The organism is Paenibacillus marchantiae (assembly GCF_028771845.1).
GTDB lineage: Bacteria > Bacillota > Bacilli > Paenibacillales > Paenibacillaceae > Paenibacillus > Paenibacillus marchantiae.
Genome location: NZ_CP118270.1, coordinates 732,189 through 748,361, shown reverse-complemented (window position 1 = coordinate 748,361; position 16,173 = coordinate 732,189). Strand labels below are relative to the sequence as shown.

General features: G+C 48.3%; 14 protein-coding genes. 4 read left to right on the top strand and 10 right to left on the bottom strand.

Features of this window, described 5'->3' with window-relative positions:
• Window positions 1-207: 207 nt before the first annotated feature.
• Window positions 208-1,866, top strand: a complete 1,659-nt coding sequence (locus PTQ21_RS03425; RefSeq protein WP_274568819.1) for a glycerol-3-phosphate dehydrogenase/oxidase — start codon at window positions 208-210, stop codon at window positions 1,864-1,866.
• A 68-nt stretch (window positions 1,867-1,934) separates the two neighbouring features.
• Entirely contained in the window at window positions 1,935-2,939 is a 1,005-nt protein-coding gene (locus PTQ21_RS03420) for a Gfo/Idh/MocA family protein (RefSeq protein ID WP_274568817.1), read from the top strand.
• A gap of 115 nt (window positions 2,940-3,054) precedes the next feature.
• Here PTQ21_RS03420 and PTQ21_RS03415 read toward each other — a convergent pair whose 3' ends face one another.
• Entirely contained in the window at window positions 3,055-3,342 is a 288-nt protein-coding gene (locus PTQ21_RS03415; RefSeq protein WP_062321783.1) for a winged helix-turn-helix transcriptional regulator, read from the bottom strand.
• Between the two features lie 424 nt (window positions 3,343-3,766).
• Between PTQ21_RS03415 and PTQ21_RS03410 the strand changes: the two genes are divergently transcribed.
• A complete protein-coding gene (locus tag PTQ21_RS03410; protein WP_274568816.1) occupies window positions 3,767-4,153 on the top strand; it encodes a DoxX family protein in 387 nt (128 codons plus the stop codon).
• Window positions 4,154-4,333: 180 nt separating this feature from the next.
• Here the strand turns inward: PTQ21_RS03410 and PTQ21_RS03405 are convergent, their stop codons facing one another.
• The 3 genes from PTQ21_RS03405 to PTQ21_RS03395 all read right to left on the bottom strand — a co-directional run bounded on the left by PTQ21_RS03405 (window position 4,334) and on the right by PTQ21_RS03395 (window position 6,006).
• Entirely contained in the window at window positions 4,334-4,852 is a 519-nt protein-coding gene (locus PTQ21_RS03405; RefSeq protein WP_064641751.1) for an AbrB/MazE/SpoVT family DNA-binding domain-containing protein, read from the bottom strand.
• A 105-nt stretch (window positions 4,853-4,957) separates the two neighbouring features.
• Window positions 4,958-5,638: a CidB/LrgB family autolysis modulator gene (locus tag PTQ21_RS03400; RefSeq protein WP_063567333.1), complete on the bottom strand. Its 681-nt coding sequence runs from the start codon at window positions 5,636-5,638 to the stop codon at window positions 4,958-4,960.
• A complete protein-coding gene (locus PTQ21_RS03395) occupies window positions 5,635-6,006 on the bottom strand; it encodes a CidA/LrgA family protein (protein ID WP_063567332.1) in 372 nt (123 codons plus the stop codon). The genes PTQ21_RS03400 and PTQ21_RS03395 overlap by 4 nt, the downstream gene beginning before the upstream one ends.
• 287 nt (window positions 6,007-6,293) lie before the next feature.
• Between PTQ21_RS03395 and cidR the strand changes: the two genes are divergently transcribed.
• Window positions 6,294-7,178: a cidABC operon transcriptional activator CidR gene (gene cidR / locus PTQ21_RS03390; protein ID WP_079695497.1), complete on the top strand. Its 885-nt coding sequence runs from the start codon at window positions 6,294-6,296 to the stop codon at window positions 7,176-7,178.
• A gap of 193 nt (window positions 7,179-7,371) precedes the next feature.
• Here the strand turns inward: cidR and gcvPB are convergent, their stop codons facing one another.
• The 6 genes from gcvPB to PTQ21_RS03360 form a co-directional block, all read right to left on the bottom strand.
• A complete protein-coding gene (gcvPB, locus tag PTQ21_RS03385; protein ID WP_072733728.1) occupies window positions 7,372-8,940 on the bottom strand; it encodes an aminomethyl-transferring glycine dehydrogenase subunit GcvPB in 1,569 nt (522 codons plus the stop codon).
• A 27-nt stretch (window positions 8,941-8,967) separates the two neighbouring features.
• Window positions 8,968-10,302: an aminomethyl-transferring glycine dehydrogenase subunit GcvPA gene (gcvPA, locus tag PTQ21_RS03380; protein ID WP_244552138.1), complete on the bottom strand. Its 1,335-nt coding sequence runs from the start codon at window positions 10,300-10,302 to the stop codon at window positions 8,968-8,970.
• A 114-nt stretch (window positions 10,303-10,416) separates the two neighbouring features.
• Window positions 10,417-11,199, bottom strand: coding sequence for an SDR family NAD(P)-dependent oxidoreductase (locus tag PTQ21_RS03375; RefSeq protein WP_072733726.1), 783 nt, complete (start codon window positions 11,197-11,199; stop codon window positions 10,417-10,419).
• Window positions 11,192-14,323, bottom strand: a complete 3,132-nt coding sequence (gene lacZ, locus PTQ21_RS03370) for a beta-galactosidase, LacZ type (protein ID WP_274568813.1) — start codon at window positions 14,321-14,323, stop codon at window positions 11,192-11,194. The genes PTQ21_RS03375 and lacZ overlap by 8 nt, the downstream gene beginning before the upstream one ends.
• A gap of 31 nt (window positions 14,324-14,354) precedes the next feature.
• Window positions 14,355-15,167 (bottom strand): carbohydrate ABC transporter permease, encoded by an 813-nt coding sequence (locus PTQ21_RS03365; RefSeq protein ID WP_163755485.1) that lies wholly within the window; start codon window positions 15,165-15,167, stop codon window positions 14,355-14,357.
• Entirely contained in the window at window positions 15,167-16,153 is a 987-nt protein-coding gene (locus PTQ21_RS03360) for a carbohydrate ABC transporter permease (RefSeq protein WP_063567326.1), read from the bottom strand. The genes PTQ21_RS03365 and PTQ21_RS03360 overlap by 1 nt, the downstream gene beginning before the upstream one ends.
• Between the last annotated feature and the right edge of the window lie 20 nt (window positions 16,154-16,173).

The following is a 16,173-nucleotide window of genomic DNA, read 5'->3' as shown; positions in this document are numbered from 1 at the left end:
AACTTTTTGAAATTTTTTTGAATAATGTGTCATTTCAGGCCTTCACGCCGCCTTAATTGTGTGATAGGATTAAGTCACAAGTTAAAAAAATGATGTCTGGAGATCGGGAGAGACCACGTACCGCTCAGCAATTGCTGAAGCGAATGACGTGGTCTTTTTTTTGTGCTTTTGTGGGTATAACAGAGGTAATCAATGGGAGGAATCAGAATGACAACATCGTTCTCGGCGGAAAAGCGTACGGAATATCTGGATCGGATGGCGAATGCACATTTTGACATATTGATTATTGGTGGGGGAATCACGGGAGCCGGGATTGCGCTGGATGCAGCTTCCCGCGGATTAAAGACAGCACTGGTGGAAATGCAGGATTTTGCAGCAGGCACATCCAGTCGTTCGACCAAACTGGTGCATGGCGGTCTACGGTATCTGAAGCAGTTTGAAGTGAAAATGGTGGCTGAGGTGGGACGGGAGCGAGCGGTGGTGTACCAGAATGGGCCGCATGTGACGACACCCGAACCGATGCTGCTCCCCATCTATACGGCGGGTACCTTTGGCCGCTTCAGCACATCCATGGGCCTGATGGTGTATGACCGGCTTGCCGGAGTGAAGCGTAGTGAACGACGCCAAATGTTAAATGCCGGCGCCGTCTCAGACAGTGAGCCTTTGCTGCGCAAGGAAGGACTGCTGGGTGGTGGACGTTATGTGGAATACCGAACGGACGATGCCCGGCTTACCATTGAAGTGATGAAGGAAGCGGTAGAGCGCGGTGCACTGGCCGTGAACTATGTGAAGGCAGCGAAATTCCTGAAGGAGAATGGGGTTATTACAGGTATTCAGGCTGTGGACCAGATCAGCGGTCAATCTTATGATTTGCGGGCAACCAAGGTGATTAATGCTTCCGGTCCATGGGTGGATGAGCTGCGCAAGATCGATGGGTCTCGCCAGGGCAAAACGTTGCAGATGACCAAAGGTATTCATCTGGTATTCGACGGTACGCGTTTCCCGTTAAGGCAGGCTGTATATTTTGATACACCGGATGGACGAATGGTCTTTGCTGTCCCGCGGGATGGGAAAACCTATGTGGGAACCACAGATACCGTATTCGAAGATGATCCCGCACACCCGTTAATCTCTGAGGCAGACCGGAATTATGTCATCGATGCCGTCAACGGCATGTTCCCGGACGTTCGGATTCGAGCCGAGGATGTGGAGTCCGGTTGGGCAGGTGTGCGTCCGTTGATTCATGAGGAAGGCAAAGGACCTTCCGAAATTTCGCGCAAAGATGAAGTGTGGGTAGCCCCTTCGGGGTTGATCACCATTGCCGGGGGTAAATTAACTGGGTACCGCAAAATGGCCGAGATGGTTGTTGATCTCACTGCTCGCCAATTGGAGCAGGAGACGGGGAAATCCGTTGGACCATGTATAACGAAAGAGATGCCAATCTCTGGAGGTCATGTTGGCGGTTCCGCCGGATTTGGCGCGTATGCAGAACGCAAGATTAAGGATGGAGTAGCACTTGGGCTCGACAGATCTACTGCGGAACGATTAGCCCGAGTGTATGGTTCCAATGTAGGCGCACTGTACGAGCGGATGCCTGACCCGCGGGCAAAGGCAGAGCTGCATGGTATGTCGCAGGAGCTGCTGCTGATGCTGCGTTATGCCATTGACGAGGAGATGGCTGTGACACCTGCAGACTTTTTTGTGAGACGCACCGGAGACCTGTTTTTCCGCATTGACGAAGTCCGTCAGTATAAGGCAGTAGTGATTCAGTTTATGGCTGAACGCCTGGATTGGCGTGAGGAGCAAGCGATACGATTTGCGAATGAACTGGATCAGTTACTCTTGGAAGCATCGGGCAAAATTTAATGCAGGATTTCGCATGTGGGGGTCGAATGGAACATGTAAGCGTGTAACAAGGAGAGGGGTTTACATCTATGACTTTACAGATCGGAATCATTGGAACAGGTTGGTTCAGCAAGGTACATGCAGATATTCTGGCACGAATGGAAGGCGTTCGTGTAGCAGCTGTCTGTGGAACAACGCTGGAAAAGGCGGAGGCTATGGCTTCCGTCTATGATGCTGTTGGCTACGGTGAACTTGAACATATGCTGGATGGTGAAAAGCTGGATGCAGTCTATATCTGTGTTCCTCCGATGTCTCATGGATCGATTGAAGCTGAATTGGTTCGTCGGGGTATCCCGTTCCTGGTGGAAAAACCGCTGAGTACAGGCATGGATATTCCTCGTCAGGTGCTGGATCAGGTACAGAAGTCTGGATTGTTGACATCGGTAGGTTATCATTTCCGTTATCAGGAGGCTGCACAGGTACTGAAAGAAGCGATGAAAGAGCAGACCGTCGGCATGGCGCTTGGGCGCTGGATGGGCGGAATGCCAGGAGTCGCCTGGTGGCGTCGCCAGGAAGGATCCGGGGGGCAGTTTGTGGAACAGACGACCCATATCGTGGATTTGCTGCGGTACTGTGCTGGTGAAGTGACAGAGGTATACGCTGCAGCGGCCCAGCGCTGCATGCATGAGAAGCACGAACATGTCACGGTAGCCGATGTGGCGAATGTAACGCTTAAGCTAGAAAGTGGGGCGATCGCGAGCATTGCCAACACTTGCCTGCTGCCAGATGGTGAAGGCGGCGCAGGGCTCCAGTTTTACACGGACGCCGGAGTCTGGGATTGGACGCCTGAACGTCTTCTTCTGCCAAGTGCTGCCCCTCATGCGATGGCAGGTCTGGAGATTCCAGCAGGGCATAACCCGTATGAGCGGGAAAATGAAGCGTTCATTCACGCCCTTCGTACCGGAGATCGTTCACGGATTTTGTCCGATTATGCGGATGCCTGCCGTACACAGGAAATTACAACGGCGGCATTGGTTTCGGCAGATTCGGGATTGCCGATACAGCTTCAGCGCTCCAAACATCTCTCTCATTAATCCTTTTATGACGTAACCAGAAATATAACCACATGAAAAAGACGCCTGAATCTGGACTGATCCGAAGATCAGTTCAATTCAGGCGTCTTTGTGTTGTACATGAATCAGAATCTGGCTACTTAGTAGACTGCTGCTGTTTCAACCAGTCTGAGGACCAGTTGTAAATCTGATTGATGACGGGTTCGATGGCTCTTCCTTTGGGCGTCAATTCATACTCTACGCGGGGCGGAATTTCAGGATACATATGCCGGGTTACGATACCTTCCATTTCCATCTCCTTTAGACGTTCGGATAATAACCGACCGCTAATCGCCATTTCTGCTTCCAGCTCTGTGAATCGTTTCGGTCCGGATAACAGTTGGTACATGATGAGCAGTACCCATTTCTTACCGATGATATCCATGGCCTGAGTAATGAGACAGGGACTTGGTGATTTTACTTTTCTCAGCTTCAACGTGTTCACCTCGATTCAAGTATTGATGGATTTCTTCGTATATTCGTATATATAAAAGTGCGTGGCTTTCTGCCGCTCTGACCAAAGTAAGGGACAATGAAGTCAACATGTTACTACAAAATGTACTGTAACATACCTTTTGTATGTATTATACACTATTCGTCAAAAAATTACTTGAATAAATAATGTTATTATTATATACTCACTTCATAAAAGTAAGTTAATAATTATTAATATGTATAATTTCAGCACGTACCTTTTTTTGCAGTGCAAACTGCCCATTTTAAAAATAGAGTTACGCAGTAACTTTTACATAGATTGCTTTTTATACAACAGATGGATATGGACATTCATTTTCAGGAGGATTATACATATGAACAAAGGCTTAAGAATTTTGGGATATATTGCGTTGGTTGTGCTTGCAGGTGTGTTTGTAATGGCGGGGGTTAACAAGGTTAGTGGAGCAGAGATGATGGTGAAGACTTTCGAAGGTTTCTCTTATCCTACATGGACGATGTATCTCATTGGTGCAGTAGAGCTGCTCAGTGCGGTGGGTCTGTTGATTCCACGAACTCGTATTCTGGCTTCAGGAGTATTGACGTTTATTCTGATTGGGGCTGTGGGAAGTCATCTGATTTACGGACAATATACGGCTGTTCCTTTCCCGGCAGTGCTACTGGTTGCCAACATTGTCGTTCTTATTATGGGCATGCGTAAACTGGAAGCAGAAGAAATGGATATGGATCTCGTGCAGGTCTAAAGAGTTAGACGCTGGAGTAACGAATATTGAAAAAGATGACCACTGTGATTAAGCGGTAGTCGTCTTTTTTACGTTTATCTCAAAAAAAAGAAGAACCCACGGATTTCAAAGGGTTCTCTTGCAACGGGACTTCTTGAAACGGAAGGTCTCCTGATTAATAAATAATCGAATAAATTCCTATTATAGTAGTTTTTTAAGTTGGGAGACGCGTCCTTGGCTAATGCCAAGCTTTTCCGCAATTTGCTGTTGAGCCAAACCAGGATTCTGTTCAACAATTTCCTTCATCTGTTGCAGCATGCGTGCCGTCTTCGGCCGCAGGTCCGGGTACTCATGGTTGGCAGCTGTAGTCCCTTCTTCCCATGCGGGAGATGAGACTGTGGCGGATTCGGTAGCAGGACGCTCCACGGGTGCAGGAGCCTGTTTGTTTGGAGGAACGAACCAATCGGGAGTGTCATCCGGGTGTTTTAATTGAATTGCACAAGTCCGGCAGATGAATTGCTCTTTGAAATACATTTCAGTATCCACATCACCGCAAAAAATACACAATGTTGATTTGTACTTTCTCAAAATCAACTCTTTCCCTTCAATGAAAAACTCGAGCGGATCGCCGATATGGATTTCCATCGTATCCCGCATTTCTTTGGGAAGGACAATTCGTCCAAGGCGGTCCAGAGATCTCTTCATTCCGGTTCTTTTCATCGCATCTCCCCCGCAATATTCACAATTAAAACCTGTCCTTATTGTAAGGAAGAAAGGGCTTTAATACAACAATAATATTTCAAGAAATAGGGTTAATTCCATCTATTATGGGAAAATAAGTTTGGATAGCACGGGTGCAACCGCTAATGTGAACAATGCGGCCAGTACCATGGAGATGCTGGAGATGGTACCTGTCAGTGAACTGAGCTCAAAAGCCTTGGATGTGCCTGTTCCATGGGCACCGGTTCCAAGCAGCGTTCCACGTGCAATCTCACCATCAATACGCAGCATTTTCACAATGGATGGCCCCATAATCGCCCCCAGCAGACCGGTCATGATGACAAAAACCGCCGTAACCGCCGGAATGCCTCCAATGGTAGCCGATACATTCATGGCAATAGGGGTCGTGATCGATCTTGGGATCAGACTATGAATGAGTCCGGAGTCCAGGCGCAGCCATTTGGCGAGCAGGGCAGAAGAGAGGACCGCCACAACGGAGCCCGTCATAACGCTGAAGACGATCTCGGAAATATGTTTTTTGAGTACATGGAAGAATGTATAGAGCGGAATAGCGAAGGCTACCGTTGCCGGTTGAAGCAGCAAACTTAGCCATTTACCACCACTGCTGTAGGCTGCGTAATCCGTGCCTGTTGCGAGCAGCACACCGACGACAAGAAGCGGCGTAATCAGCAGCGGAGACAGATACACTTTGGGCAGGTTGCGATACATGCGTTTGGCGACCAAGTAAATACCGACGGTTAACAAGAGACAGAGGAATCCAATCATCCGGTGTGACGCTCCTTTCGTTTGGCGATTCGGGTGGCAACAAGGCCTGTGCAGGCCATGACCAGAAATGTGCTAAGCAGAACAATAAACAAAATTTGCAGTCCATCTTGCTCCAGCATGGGCATGTAGTTCATAATGCCAACGGCTGACGGGATGAAAAACAGCAGCAGCTCACCGAGCAGCCAGGCAGCTCCAATTTCGATCCAGCGCAGCTTCACGACCCGGGTCTGAAGCAGAATGAATAGCACGATCATACCGAGTATTGAACCTGGTACAGGTAGATGGAGAGCACGGGCCAACTGGTCCATGAGCAGTGAAAAGGCCATCAAGAGCGCAACTTGCAAAATGCCAAGGCCCCATTTCTTCACTTCAATCCCTCCTTGTATAATGAACGTGATGATTTTGAGTTGTTTATGAAAATGAATGGAAGCATTGTTTGAATCAATTTCATAACTCACTAAAAGTGAATTTAAGTAACTAGATATAGACCAATTGAATCGTTTTGATCTATATCTAGCCCTGATTGAAGCAGACAAATGTATTATGAAAATGATTCACTTGATATCACAAATTTTACATCGCATTCTTTCATGAGTAAAATGCATATTAAGAATGTTTACCATTCCATTTATCTATGAGAGATGGGGATCAGACGATGGATATCCGCCATTTGCAATATTTTCTGGAAGTTGCGCGGCAGCAAAGCTTCACCAAAGCGGCCGAAGTGCTGTTCATTACACAACCGACGATTAGCAAAACCGTCAAAAGCTTGGAAGACGAATTGGGCGTAACGCTGCTTGATCGTTATGGCAAGAAGGTAGCGTTAACGGATGCAGGGCATGTCTTTTTTCGGCAGGCGCTGGAGATTGAAAAGTCATTTCGCAGCTTATCGTCCGAATTGGATGACTTGATGAATCTGAAGAAAGGACACCTGCGGATCGGCTTGCCGCCGATGATAGGTTCGAGCTTTTTTCCGATGATTATCGGTGAATTTCATAAAGCTTACCCACAGGTAACCATTCAGCTCTTCGAAGACGGTGCCAAAAAAGTAGAGGCCGATGTGATTAGTGGTGCACTGGATATTGGTGTCTCCGTTCTGCCTACCGTGGATGAACTCGTGGACCACTTTGTTTTTGTGGAAGAGAAACTGAATCTGATCGTACACCCTTCACACCCGCTTGCGGGCAAAGAGTCCATCGCGCTGCGCGAGCTGGAGCATGATGCATTTGTGCTGTTTCGGGAAGATTTTGCGCTGCATGACCGGATTATCGCCGCCTGTCAGCATGCGGGATTCCAGCCTCGGGTGGTGTACGAGAGCTCCCAATGGGACCTGCTCAGTGCAATGGTAGCGGCCAATCTGGGTGTGGCTTTGCTGCCAGAAACGATCTGCCGTGAGGTGGATCATATGCGTGTGCGCATTATACCTGTGATGGAACCTGTGATTCCGTGGCAGCTCGGCATGATTTGGCGGAAGGACCGATATTTATCCTTTGCAACCCGGGAGTGGATCAGTTTCACACAGTCCATGCTGAGTGAATAAGAAAATAGGTGTAAACGGGGAAGAGGAACCGGAGAGATCGTTATCTTAACTCCACTGAAAGCTATAGAATCATATTAAAGCGCCCCTCAACACGGTTGAGGGGCGCTGCTTTTCTGTCTATTTATAAAACGAGTAATATTAATGTTCCTCTATATGCACAATAAGAGTAGCTACAGCGTACATGCTAATGCAGTTAGTGAAGCTCTGGCTGTGTTTTTTTCAAATATGCACGCCAAGTAATACACCATTGTTTCGGGTCGTCCAAAGATGATTCGTCATTGCGATGCACCGTACTGTTATGCGGAGCTGATTTGACGATATCTGGCTGAGTATAGGCTTCATTTGAGATATGCTCCAGCGCATGGATATATTCGTCGAGATCCTCCTTGGAATAGGATTCCGTTGGCTCCAGTGTGAACGGCTGTGGAACAATATACGGGTGATGAGAGGTCCAGTAATGCAAGCCAAAATCGCACATTCTTCGCGTAATATCCTCCGTCGTCACTCCAGTCTCATCCGTGAGTTGTTTCCAGCTGTAGCGGACCTGTTCTAAACGGCGTCCTTGGACATACGGGGCACTCGCTCCTCGTATTTGAACAATTTTATGATATAGATAGTTGTTATTCAGCACCGCCACCTGAGCGACATCCTTCAGACCGTCCGGTCCGAGGCTCATAATCCAGGCGTAGGAGCGGAGTACAGTTTGGGCTACACCGTGAAAACTCCGTACCTTACCAATGCTGACTTCCGTTTGATCTCTCAAAATATAACGTCCGTCATCTTCCTTATCCACCAAAGGGCCGGGCATGAAATTCTTCAATTCTTCCGTCACTCCGAGAGCGCCCGTAGCAGGACCACCGCACATATGGGGCGCAGCAAAGGTTTTGTGAAGATTGAAAAAGCACATATCAAAACCCGCTTCCTTCGCTCGTGTAATTCCGAGCAGGCCATTGGCGTTAGCCTGATCATAGTAGCAGACACCACCAGCTTCGTGCACGACATCCGTAAATTCTCGGATACGATGATTGTAGATGCCTGTGTCCTCTGGATTAGCCACAACAAATCCGGCAGTCCGCTCGGAGACAACGTTCTTCAGCTTCTCAAGGTCCGGGAATCCATTCTCGTCTGGATGCAACGTAATAATCTTATATCCCTTAACCGCAGCTGTAGCGGCTTGCGAAGGATGAGAGAAGATCGTTGTAATAATCTCATCACGTTGCTCACCTTCACCGCGCGAATCATGATAGGCGCGAACGATGGAGGCCATAGCCAGAAGTGCCTGGGTTCCGCTACTCGGCTGAAAGGAGAACGCATCCATACCCGAAATCTCTCGCATTGCCAGATCGAGATTGTGGAATATCTCCAGCATCCCCTGAACAGAATCCACATCTTGTAGCGGATGAAGCTCGGTCATACGTGGATTTCGGATAAGCATTTCGTTAATCCGGGGAATATATTTCATCGTGCAGGTTCCCTGACCAATCTCCACGTTCATATCCGATCCCAGCGTTTCCTGGGATAATCTCAGATAATGCCGCAGTACCTTTGCCTGCCCGATTTCTGGCAAAGCGGGAATAGTGCGCCGCCACATGGATGCCGGTATGTTGTCTTCTGCGGAGCCTACTTCAGCTGCTACAGTCGCTTCCGTTCCCGGCGGCACGACGCCTCGCTCCCCGGGTCGGTGAAGTTCAAAGATAACGGGCTCATCCCATTTAGCTTGGTGAAACTTCCGAACCTTATGATCTCTGCGAATTCGTTTCATGGCGTTCAGTCCTCCTCTATATGATCGTTATGACGTGCTGACAATGGAACGAAGAGTATCGACGAGTCGGTCCAAATCCGCCTGGGTATGCGTTTCCGTAACGCAGTACAGTGCACATTGACCCCATGATGGGTAGGATAAAGACAGATCCTTACCTCCGAAAATTCCTGTCTCCATTAATCTTTGGTTGATCTCATCAACGGTTAGACCTGTATCATTAAAATCAACAACAAACTCTTTGAAAAAGGTGCCATTTTCGAAGTGAAGAGATACACCTGGAATTCGTGATATCTGTTTTGCAGCGTAATGCGATTTCTGGATAATGGTGCTGCCAACCTCTTGCATTCCAGCAGGACCGAGAAGAGCCAGATATACTCCTGCCGTAATGCCCCATAATGCGGTCTGAGTTCCTACCGATTCCTTGCCTTTCTCCCGAAGAGCGAATGATGTACGTTCATAGGCCACATCTCCGAAGCCATATTCGCCTTCCACTTCGGTTGGCACGATGCCAAATAGCCGGGAAGGGTATTCCATTACGTATTTTTCCTCATCACGTGTTGCAATGAAGCCAGCCTGCCCACCGCCAAAGTTCATATGCATACCCAGCGGCTGTAAATCTCCGCAAATGATATCGGCCCCGTAATGGCCCGGAGGCTCCAGAACTCCAAGTGATATGGGATCAACACCTACAATAGAAACGGCATTAATCTTATGAGCTAGTTCAGATATCTCGGCACCCTGATCCTCAATGATTCCAAGATAACAGGGATTTTCAAAGTATACTGCCGCCGTATCGTCATTTAATTTGCTGCTCAGATCATTCAGATCCATTCGTCCTGTTACCTGATCGATGTCAACATACTGAATCTCCATTACCGGAGTACAGTAATTACGAATAATCGCCGCCTTATCCGGATCTACGGAACGCGGGAGCAGCACGGTTTTGCGCCCTGTAATACGCCCAGCCATCCGAATCGCGGTGGAAGCCGCCTGAGCCCAGTCAAAGGTTGGAACATTTACGACATCCATGTCCACGAGCTCGGCAAGCAGGCTCTGATATTCGAATAGGGCTTGGAATCGACCATGGTCTTCGTAAGGTTCTCCGGCATAGGCCGTCACGAACTCAGAACGCTGATTGATCTCGTCGCATACAGCCGGGATGAAATGCTGCCAGCATCCTGCACCCAGAAAATTAAGATAATCTCCACTGTGCTTGTTCTTTGCTAACAGTCCATCAATATGTCGGCGCAGTTCATACTCGTTCATGGCTGGCGGAAGGTCCATCTCCCGCTTCAGCTTCAGGCTGTCAGGGATCGCGTCGTGGAGTTGCTCCATAGACGTTAAACCAATTTCTTTCAGCATCGCGTCCCGGACCTCCGGAACGGTATTTGGAATATAGGGATGGGCATATGTTTTGTTGTCAGCCACAATTAACGCCTCCGTTCATATGTTGGGAAAATGGTAATTCTTATCGTCCTAAGCGATCCCGCCTCCGTCAACAACGAGCACACTGCCTGTTACCCATGAGGATAAGTCACTCGCTAGGAACAATACGGCATTCGCGATATCACGCGGTGTACCTAGACGCTCCAGCGGTCTGCCTCCTGCAGAGGCAACCAGAAATGCTGACTCATCCTGCTGCAGCTGCTTCGCTTCGTCACGCAGGAGTGGTGTATCCGTATCTCCTGGTGATACACAGTTGACTCGAATATTCGCCGCTCCATGGTCGATAGCCATGGCGCGCGTCAGATTAACAACGCCTGCTTTTGCTGCACAATAAGCTGCTGCGCGGTCTCCACCTTTCAGTCCCCAACCTGAGCCTGTGTTAATGATGCTACCGCCACCGCTTTGCTCCATAATGGGAATTACATATTTAGAAAGGAGAAAGACACCTTTGAGTGAGACATCTAGTACAAGATCCCAGTCTCTTTCATCCAACTCGGTAACCGTTTTGCGGCGAATAACCCCTGCGTTATTGAACAGGACATGAATTCCTCCAAGAGTCGATTTGATCTCTGAAGCTGTGCGTTCACAATCTGCGGCAGAGGTCACGTTGCAGCAGTAAAAGCTGGCCTGACCTCCCTGTTCACGGATACTGGCGACTGCCTCGTTACCCGCAGCCTCATTAATATCAATCAAGACAGCATGTGCCCCGAAGCTCGCTAGAAGCTCAGCGGTGGCCAGCCCAATGCCTGATGCCCCACCAGTAACGACGGCTACCTTGCCAGATAAATTCAAAACGTCCTGTGTATTAAGCATCTTTATCTTCCTCCATTTCATATTGCATCGCTTCTGTACTCATTCGGCGGCTCAGCCTTTCAGGAGAGCTATCCTCCGCCATATACGCCTGAAGCAAGATACGGAACCGGAACGCTTCCGGTTTAACTGTATTCTCAGGCGACTGTGCTGGGCCGCAGCTATTACTTCCCAGTCCGTTCTGTCGGTAATCCAGATTCAGAGTAATGAAATCACGAGGTGCCAAATCGCTCATATGCTGCGCCTTCTCCAGATCACCATCCGTGTAACGTCTAGCGCTGAAATCAAGCGTTGGCGCTCCTGCCGCCAGCAGACCGATTCCTGCTCCATCGGCAATCGAAACCCATCTTACATCTGTCCGATTTCCATTCTCTTGGGGATAAATATATGACGTGAACAATCCATCTACACTGCTCTGATATACGCCGAAGCGTCCGGCCTCCCGGCTATCCGAATAGCTCTCTCCCGGCCCACGGCCATACCATTTCACACGATCTATATCACCGGGAACTTTCATCTGAAGACCGATTTTCGGGAGCATAGCAGGTGGTGTTCCTTCCGGCATTCCCTTCACATCTATAATGATTAGTCCGCTTGCAGTAACCGTATAGGACGTTTCACAGCGGAAGCCCCAATCGTAGACAGGAGGTGCTATGCGTGAAGTCCAAGTCATACGCACAGATGTTTCATTCAATCGATCCCAGCGGAAGTCGTCTATCCGCTCGGTCAGTCGATCGAGGTGTGCCTTGCGCCAATCCGGGAGCACATACATATCGTTATCAATGGGAGCACGCCAGAAATTCAGTCGTGGTCCATGTTGAATGAGTTCCTTTCCGTTCAGGTGAAGTGAGGTGACCCCTGCACGTAGACGATTAAAAGAAATACGGAAACTGTCATTCGTAAGGATTAGCTCTCGCCCTTCTTCGGTAACTGACAACTTCTGCTCTACAGACAGCAGGGATGAGGGAGATACGGCTGAGGTGGAATGATTCGGCAGTGCAAACTGCGCCCAAGCCACCTCATGCCCCTGTTCCGCCCAAGCGCAGTCTGCTGCCAGCGTAAATCCGACATTCAGCCACATCTCCGTACCCGGCTCAAGATGAATCGACTGTTGATCTGTTAAATTCAAATGTGGAATCAATACGTTTGCGCTATCACCCGGACCAATCTGAGGAAGTACGAGTGCACCACTGTTTATGGTTCTTCCATCAGCCGTGATACTGTAATGAACCTGTAGATGATCTAAAGTCACGAAATCATACCGATTCGTTACGCGAATCTTTCCTGCGTCTATTAATTCGACCCTCACAGGTTCGATGATTTTCTTATATTCAATGAGTCCCGGAGAGGGGGTACGGTCTGGGCGAACCAGCCCGTCAATAACAAAATTACTGTTATTCGGTACATCTCCGTAATCTCCGCCGTAAGCGTAGTCAGCCTTGCCATCGATTGATTTTCTGCTCAGCCCATGATCGATCCATTCCCAGACAAAGCCGCCTTGAAGACGCCGATAAGCATCAAAGGTGTCAAAATACGTCCGTAACCCTCCGGGCCCATTGCCCATCGCATGGGCAAATTCGCATAGAATATGCGGTTTCGGATGATCGGTTAGCTGGCCGAATCCTTCCATTTTCTCCACAGAAGAATACATCGTGCTCACCACATCACAGACTTCTGCTTCACGGTCTTCTTCATAATGGATAAGACGTGTGGAATCATTGGCTTTGCACCATTCAGACATCGCACGGAAATTGCAGCCGAATCCCGATTCATTGCCAAGCGACCAGAAAATCACGGAAGGGTGATTCTTGTCGCGCTCCACCATACGGCGGATGCGGTCAACATAAGCATCCTTCCAAGCGGGGTCGTCACTAAGTCGTGAAATATTACCCAGCGGCTCAAAGCCGTGTGTCTCCAGGTCCGTCTCTTCCATAACGTATAACCCATACTCATCACACAGATCATAGAACCGCGGGTCGTTCGGATAATGTGCTGTCCGCACCGCATTGATATTGTGCTGCTTCATCATTTGAATATCTTCGAACATGGTGGTTACCGTGACGGTTCGTCCCGTATCTGGATGATGGTCATGCCGGTTTACTCCTTTGAGAAGGATCGGTACTCCATTCACCAAGAACTGTCCATCCTTGACTTCCACACGGCGGAACCCAACTCGCTGGGCAATCGTTTCTATAACCTGATTCTTCGAATCAACCACTGAAATGATTAGATGATATAAATAAGGAGATTCAGCATTCCATAAAAAAGGCTTCGCCACAGGCAGATTGAACTCGACACTCGAAGGATGGTTTAGATTCTTCTCAGCAGACAGGATCTGCTCGCCAACGTTATTCAGCAGTTGCAACTGTACCGTGCCCTGAACTTCTTCTCCATCCAGATCTAAGCGGACCGACAGTACCGCATTGGTAAACTCTGTATCTAGCTCCGTTACAATTCGATAATCTGTAATACGGGATGCTGAAGGCTCGGAAACCAGATAGACATCCCGGAAAATGCCACTCATCCACCACATATCCTGGTCCTCCAAATAACTACCGTCAGACCACTGGTATACCCGGACCGCCAATCGGTTAATTCCCGCCTGAAGGAAAGGGGTCAGATCGAACTCTGATGTCAGGCGGCTGCCTTGGCTGTAGCCGACAAATGAACCATTCAGCCATACATGAAAGGCGCTATCTACACCGTCGAACTTAAGTGAAACAACTCTTCCGTCCCAATGGTCTGGCAGCGTAAATTCCCTTACGTAGCTACCCGTTGGATTATCATTAGGTACATGAGGAGGATCAACAGGGAATGGGTAGTCGAGATCCGTGTAATGCGGACTTCCATATCCTTGCAACTGCCAGTGGCCCGGGACACGAATATTATCCCAACTAGAGGTGTCATATTTATTTTGATAAAAATCCGGGGTGGCCAGATCCGGCCCCTCAGCAAATTGGAATTTCCAAATACCATTCAGCGATTTGAACCATGGAGAGCTTCCTCTGTCATAGCTCAGAGCACTTTCTTTATTGGAATGAGGAATAAAATAGGAGCGACTCTTCGCACGATTTCTCTCCAGCACGCTGAGGTTATCCCAGTCGCGCTCAATGTTCATAACAGTCATGATCGTCATTCCTTTCCTCTATCTGTGTGTCCTAACCTTTAATACCTGTCGTGGCAATTCCGCCGACAATGTAACGCTGAGCGAAGAAGAAAATCGCAAGTGGTGGAATCGAAATTAAGCAGGTGATGGCCATGATGGATTGCATATCAACACCGTACATGCCCTTAAATTGAGATAGGCCGAGCGTTAACGTATATTTCGTCTGATCATTCAGGAAAATGAGTGGTCCCAGATAGTCATTCCAACAACTCATGAACTGGAATACGGAGACCAGGATCAGCGAAGGTCCCATTAGCGGTACGATGATTCGCAGCAGAATCGTCATTTTACTAGCGCCGTCAATCGTCGCTGCTTCATCCAGCTCCCGGGGGAGGGTCATAATGAACTGCCGCAACAAAAAGATATAATAGGCAGATCCGAACCACGATGGAATAATCAGCGGTTTGAGTGTGTTGATCCAACCCAAATAGTTAAACTCCATATACTGCGGAATCATCGTTACTTCCCAAGGGATCATCATGGTAGCCAGAACGACAAGAAACAGGAAATCACGCCCCTTGAACTGGAATCTGGCGAAGCCGTAAGCGACGAGCGTACAGGATATCAGCTGTCCAAGGGTGGATAAGACCGTAACGAGCAGTGTGTTTTTCAAAAATAAATTAAAGGGCTGGATGTTCCATGCCTCTGCGAAGTTACTGAATTTCCAGACGGACGGAATCCATTTGGGAGGGAACAGATAGAGCTCCTGCGGTGATTTCAGTGCCGTGGTCACCGCCCAGAACAGTGGGGCGATGAATAGCAGTGAGAACCCAATCAGCAACGTGTATGCAACTATTTTTTTCATTAGGACCGCCCCCTTGTACTGGCCTTAAGTTTCTTCTGCGGCTGCTTTTTCATTTCACCTTCATAGAACACCCAGGCTTCCGAAGATTTGAATACCAGAAACGTCAAGGTAAGCACGATCAGAAACATAAACCAGGCGTTGGCGGCAGAGTAACCCATCTTAAAATATTTGAAAGCGTTCTCATACATGTACATCGCATAGAAATAGGTTGATTTCATTGGCCCGCCTCCCGTAAGTAGCAGGGCGAGAGTTAATTGCTGGAATGCTGCAATAATTGATGTAATGAGATTGAACAGAATGGTTGGCGTAATCATCGGAATGGTTACACTCAAGAACTTTCGGATTTTACCTGCTCCGTCGATTGATGCCGATTCATACAGGTCCTTAGGAATGCCTTTAAGTCCAGCTAGGAAAATAAGCATCATCGATCCTTGTCCCCAGAGGCTGGCAACGACCATTGCAACAAGCGACCAGTTTGTATCATTCAGCCAATCGGGCCCTTGAATACCCAGGACAGACAAGAAGTAGTTCAGAATTCCATAGTCTCCGCTGTATACCCAGGACCAGATCATAGCAAGCGCAACACCTGAAATTACAGAGGGGAGATAAAATGCCGTACGGAAAATGGCGCTTCCTTTAACCCTTTGATTAAGCAGCATGGCAAGTCCGAGTGCGACTATAATATTGAGCGGAACGAAGAGGGCTGCAAATTTCAAAGTTACAAATAAAGATTTCCAAAAAAGCGGATCATTCGAAAACATCTCTACGTAGTTGTCTAGCCCGATAAAAGTTACCTTACCGACGATTGGCCAATCGAAAAATGAAATGACCAATGAGAACAGCAGGGGGCCTAAAGTGAAGAAAACAAATCCAAATATCCAAGGGAAGATAAAGAGGTAGGGTGCAAGCCCACCCCATCTACGTTTTTTCAAGGCCTTAAGGGTAGCTGTCGGTTCTGATGTATTCTGCAGGTAGGTCTGAGCCATCTCCTAACCTTCTTTCTACA